This window comes from Allorhizobium sp. DMC15 (assembly GCF_056314065.1).
Genome location: NZ_JBQUZB010000007.1, coordinates 1 through 22,759, shown reverse-complemented (window position 1 = coordinate 22,759; position 22,759 = coordinate 1). Strand labels below are relative to the sequence as shown.

General features: G+C 55.9%; 20 protein-coding genes. 14 read left to right on the top strand and 6 right to left on the bottom strand.

All coding sequences use genetic code 11. The features are described from left to right. Nucleotides 1-26: 26 nt before the first annotated feature. Both ACT53S_RS22190 and ACT53S_RS22185 read right to left on the bottom strand, forming a co-directional pair. Complete coding sequence (locus tag ACT53S_RS22190) at nt 27-1,589, bottom strand: hypothetical protein (protein ID WP_476068621.1); 1,563 nt, start codon at nt 1,587-1,589, stop codon at nt 27-29. Next, entirely contained in the window at nt 1,586-2,086 is a 501-nt protein-coding gene (locus tag ACT53S_RS22185) for a hypothetical protein (protein WP_476068620.1), read from the bottom strand. Before ACT53S_RS22185 ends, ACT53S_RS22190 begins: the two co-directional genes overlap by 4 nt. Before the next feature lie 366 nt (nt 2,087-2,452). Between ACT53S_RS22185 and ACT53S_RS22180 the strand changes: the two genes are divergently transcribed. The 12 genes from ACT53S_RS22180 (at nt 2,453) to repC (ACT53S_RS22125) (ending at nt 16,735) form a co-directional block, all read left to right on the top strand. After that, entirely contained in the window at nt 2,453-3,100 is a 648-nt protein-coding gene (locus tag ACT53S_RS22180) for a hypothetical protein (protein ID WP_476068619.1), read from the top strand. Between the two features lie 182 nt (nt 3,101-3,282). Next, the gene (locus ACT53S_RS22175; protein ID WP_476068618.1) at nt 3,283-4,260 is read left to right on the top strand and encodes an N-acetylmuramoyl-L-alanine amidase; all 978 of its coding nucleotides are present in this window, start codon (nt 3,283-3,285) and stop codon (nt 4,258-4,260) included. Nucleotides 4,261-5,089: 829 nt separating this feature from the next. Further along, nucleotides 5,090-7,018 carry a ParB/RepB/Spo0J family partition protein gene (locus tag ACT53S_RS22170; protein WP_476068617.1) on the top strand — a complete coding sequence of 643 codons (1,929 nt, stop codon included), beginning with the start codon at nt 5,090-5,092 and terminating at the stop codon, nt 7,016-7,018. Between the two features lie 829 nt (nt 7,019-7,847). Further along, nucleotides 7,848-9,128, top strand: a complete 1,281-nt coding sequence (repC, locus tag ACT53S_RS22165) for a plasmid replication protein RepC (protein ID WP_476068616.1) — start codon at nt 7,848-7,850, stop codon at nt 9,126-9,128. Next, nucleotides 9,125-9,496, top strand: coding sequence for a thermonuclease family protein (locus tag ACT53S_RS22160; RefSeq protein ID WP_476068615.1), 372 nt, complete (start codon nt 9,125-9,127; stop codon nt 9,494-9,496). The genes repC (ACT53S_RS22165) and ACT53S_RS22160 overlap by 4 nt, the downstream gene beginning before the upstream one ends. Nucleotides 9,497-10,023: 527 nt before the next feature. Continuing rightward, nucleotides 10,024-10,356 carry a DUF736 family protein gene (locus ACT53S_RS22155; protein WP_149740632.1) on the top strand — a complete coding sequence of 111 codons (333 nt, stop codon included), beginning with the start codon at nt 10,024-10,026 and terminating at the stop codon, nt 10,354-10,356. A 119-nt stretch (nt 10,357-10,475) separates the two neighbouring features. Beyond that, complete coding sequence (locus ACT53S_RS22150) at nt 10,476-10,682, top strand: antitoxin VbhA family protein (RefSeq protein WP_113460381.1); 207 nt, start codon at nt 10,476-10,478, stop codon at nt 10,680-10,682. A gap of 64 nt (nt 10,683-10,746) precedes the next feature. Then, nucleotides 10,747-11,811 (top strand): Fic/DOC family protein, encoded by a 1,065-nt coding sequence (locus tag ACT53S_RS22145; RefSeq protein WP_476068614.1) that lies wholly within the window; start codon nt 10,747-10,749, stop codon nt 11,809-11,811. A 219-nt stretch (nt 11,812-12,030) separates the two neighbouring features. Beyond that, the gene (locus ACT53S_RS22140) at nt 12,031-12,900 is read left to right on the top strand and encodes an ArdC family protein (protein ID WP_476068613.1); all 870 of its coding nucleotides are present in this window, start codon (nt 12,031-12,033) and stop codon (nt 12,898-12,900) included. 180 nt (nt 12,901-13,080) lie between these two features. Beyond that, entirely contained in the window at nt 13,081-14,295 is a 1,215-nt protein-coding gene (repA, locus tag ACT53S_RS22135) for a plasmid partitioning protein RepA (RefSeq protein ID WP_476068612.1), read from the top strand. Beyond that, the gene (repB, locus tag ACT53S_RS22130) at nt 14,292-15,305 is read left to right on the top strand and encodes a plasmid partitioning protein RepB (RefSeq protein WP_476068611.1); all 1,014 of its coding nucleotides are present in this window, start codon (nt 14,292-14,294) and stop codon (nt 15,303-15,305) included. The genes repA and repB overlap by 4 nt, the downstream gene beginning before the upstream one ends. Nucleotides 15,306-15,496: 191 nt before the next feature. After that, nucleotides 15,497-16,735, top strand: a complete 1,239-nt coding sequence (gene repC, locus ACT53S_RS22125) for a plasmid replication protein RepC (RefSeq protein ID WP_476068610.1) — start codon at nt 15,497-15,499, stop codon at nt 16,733-16,735. A gap of 105 nt (nt 16,736-16,840) precedes the next feature. Here repC (ACT53S_RS22125) and ACT53S_RS22120 read toward each other — a convergent pair whose 3' ends face one another. From ACT53S_RS22120 to ACT53S_RS22105, 4 genes are all read right to left on the bottom strand, one after another. Beyond that, nucleotides 16,841-17,464: a helix-turn-helix domain-containing protein gene (locus tag ACT53S_RS22120; protein WP_476068609.1), complete on the bottom strand. Its 624-nt coding sequence runs from the start codon at nt 17,462-17,464 to the stop codon at nt 16,841-16,843. 171 nt (nt 17,465-17,635) lie between these two features. Beyond that, a complete protein-coding gene (locus tag ACT53S_RS22115; RefSeq protein ID WP_476068608.1) occupies nt 17,636-18,058 on the bottom strand; it encodes a hypothetical protein in 423 nt (140 codons plus the stop codon). After that, nucleotides 18,055-18,501: a hypothetical protein gene (locus tag ACT53S_RS22110; protein ID WP_476068607.1), complete on the bottom strand. Its 447-nt coding sequence runs from the start codon at nt 18,499-18,501 to the stop codon at nt 18,055-18,057. Before ACT53S_RS22110 ends, ACT53S_RS22115 begins: the two co-directional genes overlap by 4 nt. Beyond that, on the bottom strand, nt 18,494-19,207 hold the full coding sequence (locus ACT53S_RS22105; RefSeq protein WP_476068606.1) for a ParA family protein: 714 nt from the start codon (nt 19,205-19,207) through the stop codon (nt 18,494-18,496). The genes ACT53S_RS22110 and ACT53S_RS22105 overlap by 8 nt, the downstream gene beginning before the upstream one ends. Nucleotides 19,208-19,759: 552 nt before the next feature. Between ACT53S_RS22105 and ACT53S_RS22100 the strand changes: the two genes are divergently transcribed. Together ACT53S_RS22100 and ACT53S_RS22095 are read left to right on the top strand one after the other, a co-directional pair. Then, complete coding sequence (locus tag ACT53S_RS22100; RefSeq protein ID WP_476068605.1) at nt 19,760-20,161, top strand: DUF6290 family protein; 402 nt, start codon at nt 19,760-19,762, stop codon at nt 20,159-20,161. Between the two features lie 3 nt (nt 20,162-20,164). Next, nucleotides 20,165-22,642 carry a relaxase/mobilization nuclease domain-containing protein gene (locus tag ACT53S_RS22095; protein WP_476068604.1) on the top strand — a complete coding sequence of 826 codons (2,478 nt, stop codon included), beginning with the start codon at nt 20,165-20,167 and terminating at the stop codon, nt 22,640-22,642. The last annotated feature ends 117 nt before the right edge of the window (nt 22,643-22,759 follow it).

Here is a 22,759-nt window from a genome sequence, read left to right as displayed (position 1 = left end):
TTGCGAAGGGAGAGGAATCCAGACTGTTATGCGTCTTTCACGCCCAGCGCCGTTTTGATCGAGTCCAAGAGATTGAAGAATATCTCTAGGGAGTAACCAACGACAAAAGCCGCCGCCGCGGGCGTAAGCGTCGCCAGGACGCCACTAGAATCTCTTCCGGAAAACCACCCGATGATTATCCCGGCGATTATCGCAACCATAATACGCGGCCAGTAACCCGCAGTCTGGTGTGATACTAGGGACACACTGTCCTGACGCCTAGTCCGGTCGCGCAGGATGAAAACAAAAGCACCAACAATCGAGGCGCTGATGGGCAGAGCGAAGGCCGTGATGACCTTGTTTACGTAGGTCTGAAAGTGCAGAGCGCTCTCATCCATCAGCGATGCTCCGCCGCCTACGCCCCCTGATATCGCGTCTGCTGGTACATAATTGAATGTGGCAAAACGGAGTAGCGTTTTTCGAACGGCCAATTCCTGCGAAATCTGGGCGAGTGCGGTTCTTTTCACGACGTTTGCATCGGTTATTTCACCCGGTGCCTTGAGCACCCTGGTTTCGAAGTCCTCAGACATATTGTCCTTACCGTCTTCTGGGGCGAGAGCTTCGGACACAAGCGAAGGAGACTCGCCTGCCTTAGATTGCAATAGATACTCTAGTCGAGTTCCTTTGAACTGATTTTGAGTAATGTCCTGATATTCGACCACCGCCTTTCGATAATCCCCAACAACGGCGTCGGTGAAACTGACGTACAGCCCGAAGAGAAAGGTCAGGAGAAATGCTGCAAAACCAAAAATGACGATCACTGGGTACTGGTAATCTCCTTTCCCGCGTGCTTCCTCCAGTATTCCCAATTGTTTTGCAAACCGACTGTCTCGAATAGATTGCGCGGTAGCGGGGTAGGCGGCGGCGTGGAGTTCGCGCGTGATGCTGTGAAGTAGCACCACGTCGGCCACAGAATATGTGCCCGATAGAACTTGTCGCGGAACTTCAATAAACTCAGCACGATCGCCGTTCCCGACTAGATTGGGTTCTTTCTGCCGGGCAAGGTAGGATACCAGTATCTGGCAGTCCTCAGCCTCTCGAACCAACATAATGTGTTCGTGTTTTGCAGCACCCTGCTTTGGCGCGCTAAGTTCCCTATCTTGAAACAGGTTCGCTTCGTCTGTGGTGCTGATTCCCTCCGACGGGGCTCGTTCGTGGCCATTGTCGTTTTGAGGATTGCCCTGTTCAGTTTGCGTTTCATTCGCCGGTGCGCCAGTCTGATTTTGATGCGAACTGTCACCTAGAGTGGCTGATTCAGAGTCAGCTTTCGTTTCAACGTGATCTTTGTCACCGGACAAAGAACTCCCCTCTTCCTGATTCGTCGTCGTTTCTGGCTTTTCCTTTCCCTCAACGTCATCCGAATTGGTGGGATCGGCCATTTTCGAACTGTCATCCCCGCTATTATCCGCTTCATGGGTTCGGACGGCATTGGCGGACTGATCAGGGAGGCCGTTATCGCTGTTCGCGTGTTGGGTGCCAGACTGAACAGGGTTGGCCGGATCGGTCGACAGATTCTTTTTCTCGCCCTGATCTTCGTCGCCGCTGCTCATTTTCTGACCACTTCAAAGGTAATGTCACAGTTACCGCTATTGAGGCAGATGTCGATCCCGCCAAACTTCAACTTCAAGGCATAGGTGCCCGGCACTAGATATGTGACAGCAGCGGCATATAGTCTCCAGTCGAAGTGGCCCCCGTTTGCTAGCGCCTCCCCCTGTGCCGAACTTTTGATAATCCAACGTCTATCCAGTACCAGATCGGAGTCCTGCTCGACGAAGTCGTCCTTTCGGTGAAGCGCAGCTGTAAATGCCTGATCGCGCCTTAGTCCGTCTAAAAAAGACTTATCACCCTCGAGCCTGAGCCAGAAATAGATTGGCTGGTTAGGACTGGCAGGTATCGACAGTCCGAGATGCTTGTCAGCATCCGGGCAGTCAATGGGACGCTGAGTAATAGCAAACTCAGTGATCTCAAGACGTCCAGGGGTGGTTTTGCCAGTGATTTTGTTTGGCGCGCAGGTGCGGTCAAGCGCATTTGCTGAGAGAGACGACAAAATCCATAGGATCGTCGAAAGGCCGGCTAACCAAACGCGACAGCTTTCAGCGTATGATCGCAACCCATTCTGCGCCAAAAAGTCAGAACAGAATAAGACGATCTCAGATATCGTAAGCCAAGGCCTCATTGGCCTTATAGCAAGCATCAAACGTTTACGACAGATAGTTGCCACAGAAGCCCCCTTCCACTACGCCTGCCAAATTTTGCTATTGAAATATCGTGAAAATTTATTAATCCTCGACGCCAGCTACTGTTTACATATTAGATATGTAAATGCATAATTGCAGATCGAAAATTCATCCTCTGCGAGCTACATTATACATGCCGTAAGATGATAAACAATACTGTGTCGATCGGGCCCTCCATGAGCAATCTAAGTGATCTCATAAGTTTTGTCAGGGATAAGAATGGGTACGATCTCCACAGTACAGACCTGGGACCAATTTCCATAGATGGATGGGAAAGCTACCCGGTTCGCCATTTCCGTTACTCAAAGATCGACCCCGATGGTACCAAGAAGACGGGTGCCGTAGCGTTGCTGGACCCGGAGCCGGAGCAGATTGCCAGATGGGTTTACACGGCAATAGTTTCGGTACTGGGCAGCTACTCCAGGGAAAAAGCCCAACAACTAGTCACCCATTGCCAGAAGCAATCAGGTTTTCAGTTTGTTGTAAGGGGCGTCCACTGGGAAAATATGACCCCAATATATACGGCATACACCTTCTATGACGGGGTGACTGTCCGGCTGGTTGGTTGGAGCCCCTCCTGGCCCACATCGCCGCTGAGCGAGTACCAACTGTCAGCCGCACTGGGAGCCACGTGGGATGACGTGGCTGAAGCCCGCCGGTATGCCAGAATACAGGGGACAACGCGGGAGGAATACCTAGCGAACGGAGGAATCGGGATGACCGAAGGCAAGGCGTGGTTGAGCACTGTTAGGAATTGTTATCAAGCGGCGTGGGGTGCTGACTCTAACGAACTCATGACGGCTAAGGCTCGCGCCATGTTCTAGCTGCATCTAAGTTGGCGGCGATTATAGGTTTTTAGAATACGATTGCGATATTTTAGATCTTAGTATTGTTCTGGAGTATTAGTTTTTTTGTTATAAACTTTTGAATATTATTTTTTGAACAATATGATAAGAAAGCGATGTTGTTCATGTGGTGAATTTGTCGGATTGTTGGGGATGGTCCAATGAATGCAAAATATGGTTTTGATAAATTATCCATCGCCGAGTTCAAATCTTGGATTTCAGTAACGTCAGTTACGCGTATGATTACCAGAATTCAGGAACATCATACATGGAGTCCTAATTACGCTAGTTTCTCGGGCTCTAATCATTTCGAAATGCAAAAGAGCATGAAAGAGCACCATGTAGGCAGAAATGGGTGGTCCGATATTGGTCAGCATTTTTCGATTTTTCCGGACGGAATGATTGTGACAGGTCGACCGATGAACACTGCGCCAGCGTGTATTTACGGAAATAACGCAGGTTCGATATGCATCGAGAATGTGGGGAACTTCGATGCTGGAAAAGATGTCATGTCTGCCGTTCAGAGTGATGCGATTGTACAGGTAACGGGCGCGCTAGCGACGCGCTTTAATCTTAATCCGGTGACTACAAACAACGTTGTTTATCACCATTGGTTTGATCTCAACACGGGAGCTCGCACCGATGGTGCAGGTATAACCAAAAGCTGTCCTGGCTCGGCTTTTTTCGGCGGAAACACAGTTGCAGCTTGCCAATCAAATTTTCTGCCGTTGGTTCAGGCCGCCATGGGGAATTCGATTACGGTCGAACCCCAGCGGTATGGACGCGTTCGCTCTCCCGATCCACTTAACGTTCGCATCGATGCAACTGCCGCCGCTTCACTGGCGCCAGATCAGGCTCCACTGCAAGTTGGTAGCATTGTGCGAATTTTCGGCGAGACGAACAGATGGCTGAAAGTTTCTAACTCAAAGCAGCATTGGGTCTATTCCCGTTACGTCGAACCGGTCGACAGGAGGATCGTTGCCGCTGATGACACGAGGGTTCGTTGTGGGCCCGGCACTTCGTTTGCAATCCGGGATACTCTGATGAAAGGGTGCCAGGTATTCGTAGGTGAGCGATCGGGGGATTGGGGGCAGATAGGTATAGGCGATGAGTGGATTTTGATGAGTCTTGTCAGTTAGCGCATTGCCGTAAGCGAATTGCTTCGCAACTTTGTGGCTCAAGGAATAAGCTGCAGAGATGCAGCAAGCCTCAGCTGACTTGGCCGTTACCGTTGAGCAGCTGTTCCAGATTGCCCACTCCATCATGAATGCAACGCGTAGACTGTAGTTGCAGGGAACGGTTTTGGCGGGGTAAGTCGGTCCCGGCTTCCGCTTCGCGGCGCTATGCTAAGCCTCCTGCGGCTTCCCTTTATCCGTCAAAACCGTGTCGAGAATTCCCGCTTTCCCGCCCCTGAAGGAGGGGCGGCGCTATGCTGAAAGCTCCGATGTTCTTCATTGTCTTCCTCGGATCTCGGACTGGCGCCGATCGATCCGAGCGGGATGCTGCTGCCGCTATCGATACGTTGAATCAGGTTGGAATGGAGAGCTGCCCGAGGAGCGGAGCGCTCATCACTCGGAGCGCAGCGGGCAGATCCATCGTGTTATAACTCGGATAAGAAGGCGGAGAACCGGCATCGCCGGTTCGCATCCCAAAGGAGCGGCCAGGATCGACCGCCCATCTACCTTGCCCTGTACCGCTCTTACGATAGGTCGCCGATCGCGCCAATGGGCAAGCGCGCAAGCGCTGTCGCTCGTCAGGAAAAACGGCTTTCGCCGTCAGGCCGGCAAACCTTCCGTTTTTCCTTCCTCCCGCCCCATGACCCGATCGGCGTCCTAACGGGAGCGGGCTGCGCCCTCCCCCTTCGTTCCGCCGGATGTGGGGGCACATCCTTCGAGAACGAAGGCAGAGGCTTCGCCCACTAGCGGGGCTTGCTCCTAAGGGAAACGGGAAAAACTGGAGCAAGGAACCATGAGCGACATCATCGCGGTAGCACTGAACAAGCTGAACGCAGACCCCAAGAACGTCCGCAAGACCTACACCAAGGAGAGCATCGAGAGCCTGTCGGCGTCCATTCTCGCCAATGGCGTTATTCAAAACCTTGTGGTGCGCAAAGCTCCCAAGGGCCGATACCTCGTGACGGCCGGCGGTCGCCGCCTCGCAGCCCTCAATCTTCTCGCCGAACGGGGCGAGATCGGGGCCGACTACGCCGTGAACGTCATTGTCCGGGATGCGGGTGACGCAACGGAGTTAAGCCTGACCGAGAACATGATGCGCGAGGCCATGCACCCCGCCGACCAGTTCGAGGCATTCAAGGCGTTGTTCGATGAGGGCAAGTCCATCAAAGACATCGCCGCCCGGTTCGGGACAACCGAAATCATCGTCAACCGCCGTCTTGCGCTGGCGAAGGTTTCCCCTGTCCTGTTCGCGGCGTTCCGCGCCGAGGATATGACCTTCGAGCAGCTTGCCGCCTTCACCATCACCGACGATCACGCTCGACAGGAAGAGGTTTGGAATGTTCTCCCCTCATGGGATCGCAGCGCCAACACAATCAAGCGCCGTCTCGCAGCAGAAGAAGTCCCCGCAAGCGACAAACGGTTGGCGCTGATCGGAGGTTTAGAAGCCTATGAAGCGGCTGGCGGTCCTGTGCGTCGCGACCTGTTTGTCGAGCAGGGAGGCGGGTTCGCATGCGATAGCGGCTTGCTGGAAAAGCTGGTTGCCGAGAAGTTGGAGGTCGAGGCGGAAGCCGTGAAGGCCGAAGGCTGGAAATGGGTCGAGTGGTGCACTCAGCAGCCGGATAATATCTATCAGATGGCCCGGGTTTACCCGCAGCGCGTGGACCTCAGCGACGAGGATCAAGCCAAGCTTGAAGCACTGACTGAGCGTTATGACGAACTGGCGGCGCAGATTGACGCGGATCAGGAGCATGAAGGTGCAGAGGCCGCGTTGTCCGCCGTCGAGCAGGAAATCGCCGTCCTGCAGAAGCGCGAAGAAGCCTATCGGAGCGAAGACCTCGCAATGGCAGGGGCAATCGTCACAATCGACCATTGGGGCAAGTTGTCGGTGCTGAGAGGCCTTGTCCGCGACGAGGACAAGAAGAAGGCAGAGGCCACAGAAGGGAAGCAAGGCGGGGCGACCGAGGAAGCTGACGGCGCTTCGAAATCTACGGCGCTGACCCATTCAGCGGCTTTGATCGAGGACCTGACCGCTCAGAAGACGGCGGCGCTTCGTGTCGAGTTGGCGAACAATCCCGACATTGCGCTTGTGGCGGTTGTCCACGCGATGTTGCTCAAAGTGCAATACCGCACGGCATGGGGCATTCCCGGCCACCAGAGCGCGCTTGAAATCTCTGTCACTCATGAAGTGCTCGACGGTTCGATGAAGCGTCCCGCCGAGAACAAGGCCCTTGAGGCGTGGGGAAGCCTTGAGGAAAACTACGGGGACCGGCTTCCCGGCGATCCTGCTGACCTTTGGGAATGGCTGATGGATCAATCGCAGAGCGAGTTGTTGCAGCTTCTGGCCTATGCCGCCGCCCATTCCGTCAATGCAGTTGAGAAGAAGTTCAGCAGTCGGAGCCATGCGCTGGCACATGCCGACCAGATGGGCCGCGCATTGAATGTCGATATGCGGGATTGGTTCGAGACCACGGCGGAAAGCTATTTCAGCCACGTCAACAGACCAACCATCCAAGCCGTTGTTGCCGAGGTGCGCGGCGAGGATTTCGCCGCTGGTGTCGGCAACATGAAGAAGGGCGAGGCTGCGGAGTATGCCGCCAAGTCCATTAAGGACGGCGGTTGGCTTCCGCCTCACGTTCGGATCGCGTCAGACCCCAACGCAGAGGGTGAGACTGAAACCTCAGAGGAAAAGGACGAGCACTCGTTCCCGATGGCAGCGGAATAACCAGCCGCTGTTTGTCCCCGGTCACGTCCTCCAGCGTGACCGGTTCCCCTTTTTACAGAGGGTAAGCCATGCTTGATTCCGCCTCTGATCCGACCCTTGCCGCCAAAAGCTGCTGCCAGCTAATCAACGCCTACCTTAAGCGATCCGGAGCATGTTGATTAGGATGATGTGCAATAAGCCCTCGATACAGCGCTGAAGGCGTTCGATCTACCGCTGACCTACCTTGAGGGTGCTACTCAGCGCGGCTGAGCTTGCTTCAAGATCGCACCTTAGCGCCCGCCTTGGCATCGAGCCAATGCGGGCGCTTTCGCAGGTGCCTGGGAGGCAGAAACGTACGGGGGACGGCAGATCAGGCCGCTTTTTGAGAGGAGGCCCGCGCCCCCTCCTCTCAAACTCTCCTCCCCACCCGTTGAGTTTATCCAACAATAACGGGGGTATGTCATCGTCTGGAAACGTTCCAGTCTTGAACGTGAAGCGAGGTGCGACGCAGAGTACTGCTCTAAAATATTGGAATAATGGCGCTTTTTAAATGCCACCTGAACCGACGCAGCGGCGCGGAAATGTGACAACTTGCATCAAATTGGTATCTCAGGCTACAAATCGCAATGAGCGGAACCACAACCGATTCCGACTCACACATTCTAACAGTTTTTGGAGATAGCACCCGGCCTAGAAAAGAAAAACCGCTCCCGAAAAATCCGGAAGCGGTCTGCAGTTCGAAAATATAAAAGCACCATCATTCTCGCAGACCTCCCCTCCGATGTCAATAATCAAAACACCTTTTCGGTGAACGGCGGAGCTTTGTCTGGCCTCTGACAGGAGACGGACGATGGGGGAACCCACACAATACAAGCGACCGACTGGTCGCAGAATGACGAAGGAGCGATCCGAATTTCGGCGACTGGCGCAGTCAACGGAAATCGGAGCGGTGACGCGTGGCCAGCTTGCGGTGCTCGCTAAGAATCTGATGACGATCGGAATGATCACGACCTCAGAATATGCGTTGCTCGAGGCTATCATAACGACCGCCAAGTCCGATGCCTTTGACAAAGGTGGGCGCCCGATTGTCTACAAGTCGAACCGACAGCTGGGGTATGACATCAACAAGTCACCTGGGCGCGTAAGCCGGATCCTCTCCCGATTGTACGACCTCGGCCTTGTCACCATGCAGGACAGTGCGAATTTCAAGCGTTATCCGATCCGCGATGGCGAAGGAGATATTGCCGACGCCTGCGGCATTGATCTGCGTGTCCTGATTGCCCGGCACCGAGAGCTTGATCAAATTGTACGCCAGAAGCGGGAAGAGATACGAGTCCGGGACCAGGCGGCTCGTCGCTTCCGGGACGCTCTGCGTGCTGCAAGGTATGCTCTCGTGTCTTCAATCGATCAAGGGGCAGCCATTCGGAGACGGATCACGTCCCGTGTTGAAAGGGTCGCAGCCTTCATTGGATCAGCCAGGCACGCATCGGGCCACGTCCTCCGGAAGGCAACAATGCTTTTGGAGTGGCTTGCAGACCGCCTGCGCAACGTGAATCGGTCACCCCAAGGGTCCGACATAGATACAAATATGACATGCACGGATGTCGAGAACGACATGCACATACAGATTACAACCCCGAAACCTTTTGGACCTCGTAATGATGAACGGCGTTCGGCTAATGCCGAACAAGTCGGTTCACGAGGAGCTGGCTCCGCCAACAAAAGGGCTTTTGAGAAAAGCCTGGGCAGCCGTTCGCGCCAAAGCAATAAGCAATTGCAAGTGCGGCCTTCACTTGTGGCGCTGGAGGATGTGTGGCGGGCTACGCCAAGCCTTGCCGAATATGGCTACCAAGCCCCGCGCAGTTGGGCGGACCTGGGCCGGATCGTTCCCAAACTTTGCCGCATCGCCGGCGTGTCCGAGGATGCGCGCCAGCGCGCCGTGGACCGAATGGGCCACCAGGCGGCCGCCGTTGCGATCGCTCTCACCTTTGAGAAATACACGCGCGCCGAAATCAGCTCGCCGGGCGGCTATTTGCGAGCCATGACAGACCGTGCCGCGAGGGGAGAGCTTCATCTAAACCGCTCGGTATTTGGGCTGGCAGCCCGCAACTCAATGGAGGCACACTCGTGATAGAAAATCGCTTGGTTGGAGCCGCGCTGGCCGCGCTTCTGTTCACCCCGTCTTCTGCAGCGGCCGACTATTCAGGCCGAGCGCGAGCGATCGACGGTGACACCTTCAGCATTCGTCAACAGAGGATCCGTATCGCGGCCATTGACGCCTGTGAGCGGGACCAGACCGGCTCCAAAAACGGTGTGATATGGAATTGCGGGATTAAGGCACGTCGCTTCCTCGCCCGCATGATCGATGGCAAGCATGTCCGCTGCATTGAAGTCGATCGAGACCAGTATAAACGCCTTGTCAGCCAGTGCTTCGTAGAGAACTCGGATATTGGCCTCGAGATGGTGAAGGCGGGCCAAGCCACCCTCTTGTTGCGCTAGCTACCGAGATCCCACCCAATCGACCTGAGCAAGTACCGCCGCGCCGAGAATCGAGCCCGACAGCTCGCCAAGGCTTGTGGGGAGCCGAGGTTGAACCGCCCTCCTCCTATCGCCGCAGCCATTCCGGCAACTGAACGACTGGCGGCACTCTGTGATCAACAGATGGCGAGATCTCACGTTTTGCGGAACTCTCGGTTACCCCAGCCACTTGTTCCGGGGTGTCGGTTCGGTTGCATTCCGCACGATCGCGCCCTTGACCTGTGCCGATGTCTCATTTGTCGAGGTGACGTATTGCTGCAAGCGCTCAGGCCCCACACCTCCAAAGTGGTTGCTCTTGATGCCCGTTCGCACGGCGACGCGGTTGGCGCAAAGCTGTTCGTCTCCAAATTTTCCCCGCCTTCGGCTTCCTCGCGAAGCAAAATTTGTCCCCGTCCAGCCTCCTTTGCTGCGCTCCGGCCTACGGTGCGCACCGCTTATCCCCGTGCCCTATGAACGATCATCGCAACCACCATAGAGGAGTGATTAACATGAGCATGACCAACTTCATCCAGTTCGACAAAGACGACATCGACAACGCCAAGGGAACCGGCCTCATCTCCACCATCGACCGGGACCTGGACATCAAGGTCACACCGTTCGACTCCGCCAACGAAAAGGCTCCGACGCATCGCGTCTATGCCAAGTCGCCTCGCGGCCACGACATCGAAGTTGGCGGCATCTGGAAAAAGACCAGCGGAGAAGGGAAGCCGTACTACACGCTCTCCATCAAACGCCTCGGTTTCAACGCCAACTTGGGCCGCTACCCCGGCCAAGATGACCTGGCGCTGCAGGCCATCATTGAATGGGAACCCCGCGATTGATCACTCTGGGAGGCCCGATCTCTGAGCGGGCTCCCACCATAAAAGAGCCGACTACCCCGCATTCGCTGGATATTTGGCTCCTTTTGTGCTACGTTGAATAGTAACTGGAGGCTCTGCCAATGAACGTTCATGCCCCCCGCCCCGATCGCTCTCCGGAAGCTGTTGCTGCCCGAAAGAAAGCCGTCGATCAGGCTCGTGCCGCCAACATGCGGCAGGGTTACACCGGCGATCCGGTTTTGGAAGAAGCAAACAGCCGTTACGTTGCCGGAGACATCACTTCCGACGAAATGCGCCAAGAGCTTCTGGCCCGCTTTAAGCGGGCTTGATCATCGCCTAGAGATTTGTAGCGGCCGCCTGTGATCTCAGGCGGCTTTTTGCATGAGGTTTTGCTTGGCGCGCGATGATGAAGCCAAAGGCTCCTACACCTATCCCAACACGTCAGAGGATAAGGATTTCAAGGATGTTCTGAAGAACAAGCTTGATATCAGGAGCCAATCTGCGCTGCGTGAAGCCGAATACGCATTCACAGCTTTGAGGCAAACGGAGCTGGCCGAGGGAAAAGGCCCAGTCGGTAATCACGATGCAGCGCATCTGAAGGCTCTGCACGGCTACATCTTCCAAGATGTCTATGAATGGGCAGGACATACGCGCAACGAAAGTCCTGTCGTCGATGGACAGCGGGTAGAGCCGGTAGGGGGGCTTTCGAAGGGTGACACGACCTTCCTGCCCGGATCGCGGATCGAAATGGGGCTCAACGAGGCACTGCGGCCCACCAAAGACGTTCAGGGCTTGCGAGCCACCACACCTGAGCAATTCGCCGAGAAGGCCGCTCACGTCCTATCTGAGCTGAACTACGTTCATGCCTTTCGTGAAGGCAACGGAAGGGCAAACGAAGCGCTGGTGGTCTCATTGGGCCGCACCTACGGTCATGACATTGATCTTACCGTCATCACCAAGCCTCGCATGATCGAGGCATCCATTGAGACCACGAACGATCCGTCCAGTCCGGCGATGAAGCACCTCATCCAGGATGCGATGGAGCCTAACCGCCGCGAGGCGATCCGCAGTGCCATGTCAGATCTTGAGCAGGCTGGCGAGAAACCGTTCGAGCACAACATCCGCACGGCCCGCCCGGGCGAAGTGATTGAAGGGCAGGTTCTCGGGCATGACAATCGCGTGGCGAGCCTCGTGACCGACAGAGGGATTGTGGCCGTTGACCGCGCTGACCTTCCCGAGCGGATGCCTCCTGACGACGAGGAGGTTAAGTTCACCGCAAGATCTGATTTCAAGACTCTGGGTCGGCCGGAACAGGTCCAAGATGCCCATTCGCAGCCAGGTCAGCAAAAGGCCCAAGAGCCTCAGTCGCAGCACATCAATGCCGAGCTTAAGGCTATTGAAGCGCAGCAGCTTGCCGATCGCCAGCGAAACCGCGACCACGACGACCGAGAGCGCTGATCTGGGCCATGTCGCTGCAGTGAGGCCCGTGTCGTCGGCCGGGGTGCCAACGCTCAGGGCCCTCTCCTGTCCGTTGGACGGTTTGACGGACAAACTACGATAGCCCCTCACCCATTCAACCGCTTGCGCGGTCCTACACTCCGTTGCGGCCCTACGGGTGCATGGGCTCGTTTCGCTATCTTCGAATCTTTGCCGTCAACCAACGAACAGGAGACGGCAATGCAGAGCGTAAAGGACACCTACCAGCGGATCACCGACACCATCATGCAGCAGCTCGAGGCCGGCACCAAGCCTTGGATCCGGCCGTGGCGCGGCAACAGTCGCAGGTCGGTTATGCCGCTGCGCGCCTCCGGCGAAAGCTATCGCGGCATCAACGTGGTCATGCTGTGGCTTTCCGGGCAACTCGCAGGCTACGACGAAAACACGTGGATGACTTACCGGCAGGCTCAAGAGCTTGGCGCTCAAGTCCGCAAGGGCGAACAAGGGACCCTCGTCGTCAAGTATGGCACCTTCACGCCGAAGGAGCAGGAGGCTGACGATCGTGCAATCCCCTATCTCAAGGGCTACACCGTCTTCAACGTCGAGCAGATCGACAACCTATCTGACCGCTTCAAGAGCCCGGTCGAGGATGTGCCAAAGGATCCGGTTCCGGTTCTCGAACACGTCGAATCCTTCATAAAACGCACTGGCGCGAAGATCACTTACGGCGGCAAGCAGGCTTGCTATCGCCCTGGCCCTGATGACATTCTGATGCCGGATCGAAGCCGGTTCCTCAGCGAGGTTCACCTTTACAGCACGGTTCTTCATGAAATTTCTCATTGGAGTGGTGCAAAGGCACGTTTGGGCCGTGACCTGAGTGGGCGGTTCGGCAGTGAGGCCTACGCCATGGAGGAGCTTGTTGCCGAGATCTCAGCCGCGTTCGTCTGCGCCGATCTTGGCATCGAGCATGATCCGCGAGACAACACCGCGACTTACGTTGAAAGCTGGCTCAAGGTGCTGAAGCAGGATTCACGTGCAGTCATCACTGCCGCCGCGAAGGCTCAGGCAGTCGCTGACTATCTCCGACAGTTCAGCTCTACTACAGGGTAGAGGCCCCAGCATACCGACCGGGTCTCATGCGCATCGACCCAAAACTTTACAACTGTAAAGTCGGGCATCCTTGATGCGTTAACTTCTTGTTAACGAAAAACGCCTTGAAGAATCGGAGTCAGTCTGGCATCCCTGACGGAAATGATCTCGTAAAGTGGTCGGAACCGTCAAGAGGATTGAATGTTGCAGCCAGCTTCTCAGGCCGTCAGAGACACTGCGTCGAAGATCGGGGTTTACACCTCGAAACTCTCTGCGGAGCTGAACGATATGCGTGAAGCTGTCTATCCACCCTCTGCGCAAAAAACATTTGGCCGGACATTCTCAACCCTTGACCTAGTGAGGCTACTCAAGGTTCCGGAAAGTACTCTTCGCCAGTTGACGCTGGAAGGGAAGGGGCCATTGCCCGAGCGTGCAGAAAACAATAGGCGAACCTACACGATAGAACAGGTCAAGGAACTGAGGGCATTCTTGGCCGAACTTCGCCCGGACGAAGCTGGCGAGCTGCTTCCGCATCGTCGCAAAGGGGAAAAGCTTCAGGTAATTGCTACGGCGAATTTTAAAGGTGGTAGTTCCAAGACAACCACTTCTATTCATCTCGCACATTTTCTAGGGCTTCAGGGTTATCGGGTCCTGTGTCTGGATCTTGATCCGCAAGCATCAATGACTGCGCTATTTGGTATTCAGCCCGAGTTCGATCTCGGCGAGAACCAGACAGCCTATGCAGCCATTCGATATGACAATGAGAGACGGCCGCTTGCTGAAGTGATCAGGCCAACCTATTTCCCAGGTGTCGATCTAGTTCCTGGCAATCTGGAGCTAATGGATTTTGAGTTTGATACCCCGTCCTATCTGACCTCGAAAACCAGAGATGACTTGGGTTTGTTCTTCGAGCGGTTAAGCAGTGCCCTGGCCCGCGTCGATGATCGATACGATATCGTTATCATCGACACCCCACCATCCCTTGGGTACTCGACGCTAGCCGCTCTTTACGCAGCCACATCCTTAATCATTACCGTTCACCCGGCGATGCTCGACGTTGCATCGTGCAATCAGTTCCTGATCATGATCTCCGATCTCTCGGAGGTGCTGGGGCAGTTTGGAGCGAAATTTGAGCATGACTTTTTCCGTTTCCTGCTCACCCGCGTGAACCCGAATGACGGGCCTCAGAAGTACATGTCTGGAGTCATGCGCCGATTGTTTGGTGATGATGTACTCGTTGCGGAGGCGCTCGAATCGACGGCAATCGCCGGTGCAGCGGTAGCGAAGAAGACCTTATACGAGCTCGAGTCGGGCGAGGTCGGTCGTGAAGCGTTGAAGCGCGCAATTGAGAGCGCTGATCGAGTTAACTCCGAAATCCTCGACCTCGTTCACAAAGTTTGGGGGCGTAGCACATGAAGAAAAGCATCCTTCAGCGAATGGCGGCCGCCGAAAGTCGGACAGAAACTACTGTGGTGTCGGACGCGTCTGACAAGCCCTCGCTGGCGCGGCGGCACTCTTCACCTGTCATTTCCAATGTGGGTCGAGCACTGACACAGCTCACAGAAGATAGTGTCATTTCACTCGATCCTGACCGTATCGACCGCTCCCCCTATAGAGATCGCTTTGGCAACGACGAAGATGCGGCCAAAGAGCTCGAGGCGCTTAAAGTTTCTATCGCAAGCGAGGGCCAAAAAATTCCGGTTCTCGTTCGGCCGCATCCGACGAAACCGGATCATTACCAGCTTGCCTATGGTTACCGTCGATGGGCGGCGATCAAGGCCATAATGGCAGAAGCGGATCGCCCGGAGACGATAAAGATTCGAGCGTATGTTCGAGAGCTTTCCGATCGGCAATTGATTGAAGAGCAATCGCTTGAGAATGGTGTTCGGGAAAACCTGACCTGGATCGAGCAGGCAATGTGGGCAGTACAGCTCAAGAGCGCTGGCCTTTCCCATCGTGCCATGTGCCCAATCTTGGGAGCTTCAGAAGCGGCAATATCGCATCTCTTTCGAGTGACGGAGGCGGTTCCCGAAGACATCATTCTTGCGATCGGTAGAGCAAAAGGAGTTGGTCGACCGAAATGGACCGCATTTGCCGAGTTGCTGAAAGATCCGAGCAGCGCAGCGCGTGTTCGCAAGATACTCGATACGGTCGAGTTTCGGGGCGCTGACAGCTCCAGCCGTATTGCCCAAGCGATACGAGCTGCAAGTTCTGCGGCCGACAAAGTGACTACGGAACCAGCTGAAGAGATTGTTGACTTCGCCGTGGGTGACCGAGTTTTTGGCCGCATGAAGAGTAATTCGGCTGGAACTACGGTCTCAATCCCGAAGCAGGAACGCGCTTTCGCGCGCTGGCTGGCGGACCGAATGCCTGATCTTCTGACCGAATACAACAATCGTTCCGATCCCACTCACCAAGAGGTGTGATCGAGACACTCGTTAATTGGTCAAGAGGAGAGACCGCGACAAAAGAAAAAGGCCCCCAAAACGTTTCCGTCATGGAAGCCTCTCTCAATTCCTAGCAAGATCGAGAATCGCATGTCCATGAATCCCAGTCAAGAGTCTTTGGCATCGTTTTGGTGAGCGGATTTCTTTTGCCTGAAGAAAGGTGAAGGAAGATGCAGAGTGAAAATGTAACGACGCCCTTTGGGCGGCGGCCGGTTGTGCTTGCTCTTGTAAAGCGGCAGCTCCAGACGTCCGAGAGGAAACCAAGCCGCCCGGTCGAAAAATGGAAGGTGTTTCGCGACGCCTGCGAGGCCCGTGAACGCCTCGGCCTCCAGGACAGGGCACTGACTGTACTCGACGCCCTGCTGACGTTCTATCCGGAGAACGAACTCAACAGCGAGAATGGGTTGGTCGTCTTCCCATCCAATGCCCAACTCTCGGTCAGAGCGCACGGCATCACTGGAACGACTTTGCGGCGCCATTTGGCTGCCCTGGTCGAAGCGGGACTCATCCAGCGCAAAGATAGTCCGAACGGCAAGCGCTACGCTCACCGGGACAAGGGTGGCGATATCGAGCAAGCCTTTGGGTTCGATCTTTCTCCACTTTTGGCTCGTGCTGCAGAACTTGCAATCCTGGCACAGGAAGTCGCTGCCGAACGCCTGCAGTTCAGGCGAGCCAAGGAGGCACTGACTATCTGCCGGCGTGATGTGCGCAAGCTGATTTCTGCAGCGATGGAGGAGGGGGCCGACGGCGACTGGGAAGCCATCGAAGACATGTATGTCGGCATTGTCAGCCGACTTCCCCGCAATTCTGACCGTCACCAGGTGGAGGTAATCCTCGACGAGATGCAGCTTTTGCGTACCGAAATCCTCAACCTTCTGGAAAATCAGCTGAATTCTCAAAATATGGATGGCAATGCTATCCAAAACGGATGCCACATACAGAATTCAAAACCCGAATCCATCTATGAACTTGAACCTAGCTCTGGAAAAGAGCAGGGCGGAGCCGTCGAGCTGGAAGTAGCACCCAAAGCGGTTGCTCAGCCGTTGGCAAAGCCGGAACAGATGAAGGCGTTCCCGCTGTCGATGGTCCTGAAAGCCTGCCCGCAGATTTCGGACTACGGGCCCGGGGGCACGATCTCCCATTGGCGCGAGCTGATGGCGGCCGCGGTGGTGGTTCGATCAATGCTTGGCGTCAGCCCGTCGGCCTACCAGGAGGCTTGCGAGGTTATGGGTCCTGAGAATGCCGCGGTTGCTATGGCCGCAATCTTGGAGAGGGCAGGGCATATCACCTCGGCAGGTGGATATCTCCGCGATCTCACGCGCCGAGCGAGGGTAGGGGAGTTCGGGCTGGGACCAATGCTGATGTCGCTGATGCGTGCAAATGCGACCAGCGACCGGAAAACGGGGTGAGGGGTAGTGCCGACGCACCGGGTCGTGGCCTCGATCGAATAGCCCACAGGGAAGAGGGATGGCGCGTTCCTAAATGGCCATCACTTGACGGTCGTTTTCCGTTCTTCAATCGTCTGTCTTGGTTTTGACCTTGGATGATTTACGACCTGGTGGCCGGCCAGGGGGACGGCCTTTCCTGCTGACTCTCGCCGCTTTTCTAGCTAGTCGTTGGCGTTCAGCCTCCGCTTGTGCTTCGGCCTCCGCTTCCGCTTTCTGCCGAGCTTCAAGGACATCCTTAGGCGTCAGTTGGCCAACTATACCGATCAAACTGCGTATGGTGTCGTGCGGGAGGTCATGAATGAGTCTGAAGAGTTCAACCCGATCATCGGCCTCTTCAGGATTTTTACCGTAGAGATGAGGTGCAGCGGCATGAATCATCTGCATCGGCAGGAACCCGAGGAGCTCGGAAAGGTGGATCATTCGCGAAACGGTCAGTCGCGAAATATTCAGTTCGTAGCGGCTATAGACCACTCGAGCGAGACCAGCCAGGGTCGCGAAATCGCTCTGGGTCAGACCAGTTTTCGCGCGTTCGTCCAAGAGGAATGCGGAAAGTTTTGCGTCAATCTCGCCGAAGCTGACTATGCCGTCGAATCCCTCCTTGCGGTACAGGGGTCTCTGGAAATCTGGATCTGTGGTCTCAACCAGTTCCCTCGATTTGATATAGTCGGATAGATTCCGCACCGTAGGCATTCCCTCAGTCCCCAAATCCGCCTGTCGCAGATATCACGCACCATATCGTGCCATTAAGGCACTGTCATCCTTCGCACCAGTTACAAAACCCTCACAAAATTGGGGGAATGACGTCGGCATGGATCTCTTGGATGCGAAATGCGCAACCCAGAGGCGCGTTGTCCGTCAGGCTTAAGATTGACCGCGCGTATTCCTGTTCACCGCTTTCGCAGCAATCAGATTCCAGCCGTGGGCATTGGATTGAAAGACGCCTTCGAGGGTCCTCTCTTCCGTGACCCAACTCAACTTCACGCGCATTTCGCATGCCAGGGAGAGCTGGTCGATGCTGATGCATCTTGTGATCCGGATCTCAGACCTTGGTCCGTATGCCTCGAAGTCCCACATTGCAAACCGGAACAGCTCACGTTTGGCGCGATCGTCCGTTGGCCAGTCTGTTTGCTTGAAAGGCTCCGGTGGAGCGGCGCCGAAACTGGGTAAAGTTCTCTTTATGGCATGAATATCGATCCCGACCTTCTCTGCCGCTTCAGGGTTGATCAAAAATCCAAGGGGTGTGCCTACCGCTATCCCGGCCAGGAATCGAAGGTCGAGGATCAATAACCATTATCCTTCAGGAACTGGTCGATCGCGGCCTTGACGATTACCGTCATTTTCAAGTCGTTGTCAGAGGCTGCTCGCTCCAGACGCTTCTTGGTGTCGTAATCAAGGGGGCAGTTGACGAAGTGTTTGCTCTCCCGCGCTTTGTTCTGCTTCAGCTCCTGCAGTCGTATTCTGGACGCCTCACGCTCCAACGATTTGTTCGTCGCTCTCTCCCGGCGAGCCTCCGGTGATGGCAGGATCAAACTCGACCTTGGTGGCACCTGAACGTCAGGGACCTTAGCGGGAGCTTCTCCTAAAGCGACTTGGTCCAGATGATCGCTGGGCACCACATTTTCTGCTTGATGGTCTATGGCCGGTTGCGACATTGGATTGGGCACATTCCCCCGCGACCGTCGCGGTGCAACGGGAAAATCAGATATACTTGAAGTCCCTTTAGCCATTTTGCGCCCTCTTTTGCTCGTTTGGCAGGAACCGTTCAATTTCTTGCATCATGGCCATAACCTCACTCCGGGCCTTTTTGACAGAGTCGCTGAGCTCCAGCATTTGCAGTGTCCCATATCCAAGTCTGATGTCGCGATACGGGTTTCGCTCATAAAGCTCGGTGTCGAGGAGGTGTGAATCATATCCCTGCTGCTGCAGGTTTGCGATGAAGGGGCGGATCAGGCGGTAAGCTTCCAGTGAACGGCCGGGGAGAGTGATCCGGGTCCTGAAGTTGAGGTGAGGAATGTTTCGTCCGGTCCGATCGCAGGCGTCAGCTACGTCCATTGCGGCCTGGCCAGCCGCAAGGATCTCGTCCTGATTTGGTTGGATTGGCGTCATAACGATGTGCGAGCCGGCGATGATCGTGTCTCGTAGCACTGTGTCTTGACCGGGTGAGTCGATTAACACGACGTCAAACCCGGCGGTTTCGTTCTCCAGAATATGCTGCAGTGATGCGTTGGTTACCGCCGTGCGAAGCTCAATGCCGTCTGGCCTGTTGTCTTTCGCCTCGGAGCGGGACCACCACTCATTCAGGTTTTGTCGTCCGTCCGCATCAATCAAAAGCACTTGCTTACCATGAAGCGCATATTCCCCAGCGATCAGGATAACGGCGGTTGTCTTCCCCGCGCCGCCCTTGCCGCTTACCAGCGATATGCAGATTGCCATTTCACGATCCACTCCCAGTCTAACAGTGCACCCCGCCCCCTAGCAGTCCAACGAGTGCTCAATCGGAAAAGCCATATCGTCGTTAAGATCATAACATCGATGCGAAACTAACATGTGAATGCACGCAGGTTAAGATCAAAACCTCCGTGTGAACACACGGTAATATGCCGTCACTAAACCACACGAGTTAGTCGTGTGGTTTAGTCGAGTGCTCTTCTCGAGTGGTGAACCCCGGAGCCGCGTAAGGCCTCACTTGGCGCTCGCACGGAGGGTGCCAAGGGCGAAGAGCGAAGCGTCCCTTGTCACCTCGAGTACGAGGGACAGACAAAGGCCTTCAGAAGCGGTTTTGGCGGTGAACCCTGGTGAGCGTTCCAACGGAAATAACGCGAAGCGTAGCGGAGCCAGTCAAGAGGTGGAAGTTGATTGAAATTGGGGAATAGTGCTTTAGGTTAAGAGTGGCAGGATACGCAAAAATGTTTTACATTTTGCGTCGCGATCGTGGGACGTGCCCACGATGAGGGTCGCTAGGCTCCGAAAAGGCTTGATTGATTGATGAGTGAAGACACGATCGAAGTACCGTCAGCCAAGCAACGCAAGGGGCGTCTCATCAACGTCCGCGTCAGCGATGCTGAGCATTCGGCTATCGAAGATGCGGCCAAGTCGGCCGGTATGAGTGTGTCTGCTTTTTTCCGTTCGCTGCTCCTCGAGGGTGCTGGTGTTCGCCCAATTCTGACTGCGGAAGACAGGTTGATCATGGGCGCACTGCTCGAAGACATGCGGATGATCGGCATCAATTTGAACCAGGTCGCGCGCTCCCTGAATGCAGGAAAGGGTGTCCATCCCTCAGAGCTGGACATCAATCTTGGCAACGTCCAACGGATTCAGGCGGCAGTCATGAGCGAGCTCCGGACACTTTCGCGCCGCGCCGGCCATGAGCGCCGAGGGGAGGTGTAGGCCGTGGAGTTCTTCTTTGGCACTTTCACAAGCGAGTGGGAGCAGAGACGCGCGGCGCTATTGCACGAAATGACGCTTGGCGGCCGTGGGAGCGCCGTAGAAGAAGAGCTTGAGAAGAGACTGAAAAATCTCCAGCACCAGGTTGGAATGTCAAAAGGCGGATCCGGAGCCAGGGGAGGCGGAAGGACTTCGGCATTCAACGCGTCATCCCCTTCGAGGTCGGTGGCTGCCGGTTCGGGTGCTGCGCGATCGATGGACGTTCGTCTTGCGAGCGTTGCCAAAGGGAGCCAGCCAGCCGTGGTTAAACTGGCGTCCTACGGTGGTGGCGCCCGTGTCGGTTCGATGCTCAACTATGTTTCCAGAGGCGGGGAGCTGAAGGTTGAAAATGAGAACGGCGAGACGTTGCGTGGCCGTGAGGAGCTGGCGCGTCTCCGTGGTGATTGGGATCACCTTTTCCAGAACAGGACCGAGAGCCGCGACATCGGCGCGTTCAGCGTCGAGGTGAGCTTGTCCGGCGGCTCGAACCCGCATGAGCAGGTGCGGGACATTCTCAGCAGTGGCTTTGGTGATCGGCGCTATGCTTACTCTGTCGAAACCCAGAATGACGGATCGCTCACGATTGAGGGCTACGTTGTGTTGCGCAGCGGGCAGGGCGAGCGACTGACGGCGGACGCGAAGGCGGCCGACATCGTTCAGGAGCGTTTTAACGCCAGCGCCGTTGCAAAGGAGGCCCCTGCGGCTTTCTCGTTCAAAGGCTATGGCAACGGCGTGGAATACGGCGCTGCCAAGTTGCGAGACCTGATCGCGCAGCATAACGACGTTCGGGACGATCAGGGTCGCTCGATTGCCGATGACAAGGCTGCGGGCGACCTGGTGCAAAAGGAATGGCGGGATGAGCTGCACAGCCGCAAGAGCCGTGACGTGATGCACGTGATCATGTCGGCGCGTGCCGGCACGGATGCAGTCGCGTTTGAAGGAGCTGTTCGCGACTTCCTGGCTGAGCAGTTTGCGGGCCATCGGTACGTATTCGCGATGCACGATCCGGAGAACGATCCGAAAGAGGCAGGGGAGGGGGGCAAGCGGCCGCATGTTCATGCCCATGCCATCGTGACGATGCGATCGGAATCGGGCGATCGGATCGAGACGACTCCGGCCACTTTCCGGCAATGGCGGGAGGTGATGGCCGAGAAGGCGCGTGACCACGGCATCAATATGGAAATGACCGATCGCCGCGAGTTCGCTACGCCGCCAGCCTTCACGCGTAATCAGGTTCGCGCCGTCAAACATAACGGTCGTACCGAGCATGTAGGCACCAGCGAGCCGGCGCAGGCGCGATATGACGCAAAGCGTGCTGATCGGCGCGTGGTGGCGACGAGCCAGAGGAGCCGCCAGTACATTCTAAAAGCTCAGGAGACCTGGCAGAAGATTGCAGTCAACGCCGGCGACACAGTGGTTGCGGCCTACGCCGCACAGCATCGCTCCTATCTCGAAAGCGGCGTTACCCAAGGGGATCAATCGCCTGCTGGTGCAGTCATTCATGCAGATTTCGGCGGTGATTACCGCTCCAATATGGTAGCAATCAGAGACATGTTGTCGGAGGCAAAGGACATGCGCGAGCAGACACGCCCAGAGTTCGAAGCGTACGAAAAGACGGTTGAAACGGCTCTGTTCAACCTTCAGCGCAGCGCTGGTCCAGAGGAACGGTCAGGCTTCGAAGAAGTTTCCTCCCTCGCTCGCGAGATCGTCGATCTGCGCAGGCAGATGCTCGAAATGAAGGAGCGTGGGCTTGATGAGCAGGATGGGCGAAACGCTGCTGGCGACGTCTCCAAAGAAAGTGGTGGCGCGCCGGAAAGAACGGCATCTGAGGTGCAAGAGCAGACGAATGCAAACCACCAGTGGGAGGCAGCTGTTGCCAAGCATGCAGAGGCTGTCGTTGAGGTAGGTCGCGATGCGATGGCAAATGTGGAACACTATCGCTCCGGCCTCGCCGATATCGAAACCGGCGAGCTCGGAGACGAAAACCGAGAGCAGTATGAGAAGGGCCTTAAGGACTCGCTACATCATGCAGCTCAACTCGCCGCTTCCGGAAACGGCTATCTCCGGGATGTTGCCAACGAGGATCCGGAACTGCGCGCGGAGATCGCGACCATTGAACGCAATGAAGAGCGTGGGGACGAAAATAAGTCAAACAAGCAGTCGGTAACTGCGGATACTGCCGACGATCGCCAACGCGATCTCAGGGTGGATCTGGAAGAAGAACGTCCGATCGGGCAAGCGGAGCGTGAGGCTCACCAGCTCGCCGAGACGGTGGACGCTACTCAGAGGCAGCAGAAAAGTGTAAACAGAGACAGGGAAGCGGCCCAGCGGGGCGGCGAGACCACTCGGACTGATCCCGCGCAACAGCACATTCCTCGTCTCGAGGAGTTGGAGCGTGAACAGGTTGAACAGAGGGAGCGTAATCGGGACGACCGTGATCGCTAAAGTGTCATGCAGGACGGTAATCAGAACACCTACCTGGTGGAAGTAAACGACCCCAAGTCTGCCGACATCGTCGGCAAGATGATGGTGTGGGGCATGGTCTCCGTTGGGATCCTCGCG

Bases quoted from the DNA above. Each gene is read 5' to 3' on its own strand.
- ACT53S_RS22190 (WP_476068621.1), bottom strand. From the start codon at position 1,589: ATGAGCAGCGGCGACGAAGATCAGGGCGAGAAAAAGAATCTGTCGACC.
- ACT53S_RS22180 (WP_476068619.1), top strand. From the start codon at position 2,453: ATGAGCAATCTAAGTGATCTCATAAGTTTTGTCAGGGATAAGAATGGG.
- ACT53S_RS22175 (WP_476068618.1), top strand. From the start codon at position 3,283: ATGAATGCAAAATATGGTTTTGATAAATTATCCATCGCCGAGTTCAAA.
- ACT53S_RS22170 (WP_476068617.1), top strand. From the start codon at position 5,090: ATGAGCGACATCATCGCGGTAGCACTGAACAAGCTGAACGCAGACCCC.
- repC (WP_476068616.1), top strand. From the start codon at position 7,848: ATGGGGGAACCCACACAATACAAGCGACCGACTGGTCGCAGAATGACG.
- ACT53S_RS22155 (WP_149740632.1), top strand. From the start codon at position 10,024: ATGAGCATGACCAACTTCATCCAGTTCGACAAAGACGACATCGACAAC.
- ACT53S_RS22150 (WP_113460381.1), top strand. From the start codon at position 10,476: ATGAACGTTCATGCCCCCCGCCCCGATCGCTCTCCGGAAGCTGTTGCT.
- ACT53S_RS22140 (WP_476068613.1), top strand. From the start codon at position 12,031: ATGCAGAGCGTAAAGGACACCTACCAGCGGATCACCGACACCATCATG.
- repA (WP_476068612.1), top strand. From the start codon at position 13,081: ATGTTGCAGCCAGCTTCTCAGGCCGTCAGAGACACTGCGTCGAAGATC.
- repB (WP_476068611.1), top strand. From the start codon at position 14,292: ATGAAGAAAAGCATCCTTCAGCGAATGGCGGCCGCCGAAAGTCGGACA.
- repC (WP_476068610.1), top strand. From the start codon at position 15,497: ATGCAGAGTGAAAATGTAACGACGCCCTTTGGGCGGCGGCCGGTTGTG.
- ACT53S_RS22120 (WP_476068609.1), bottom strand. From the start codon at position 17,464: ATGCCTACGGTGCGGAATCTATCCGACTATATCAAATCGAGGGAACTG.
- ACT53S_RS22110 (WP_476068607.1), bottom strand. From the start codon at position 18,501: ATGGCTAAAGGGACTTCAAGTATATCTGATTTTCCCGTTGCACCGCGA.
- ACT53S_RS22105 (WP_476068606.1), bottom strand. From the start codon at position 19,207: ATGGCAATCTGCATATCGCTGGTAAGCGGCAAGGGCGGCGCGGGGAAG.
- ACT53S_RS22100 (WP_476068605.1), top strand. From the start codon at position 19,760: ATGAGTGAAGACACGATCGAAGTACCGTCAGCCAAGCAACGCAAGGGG.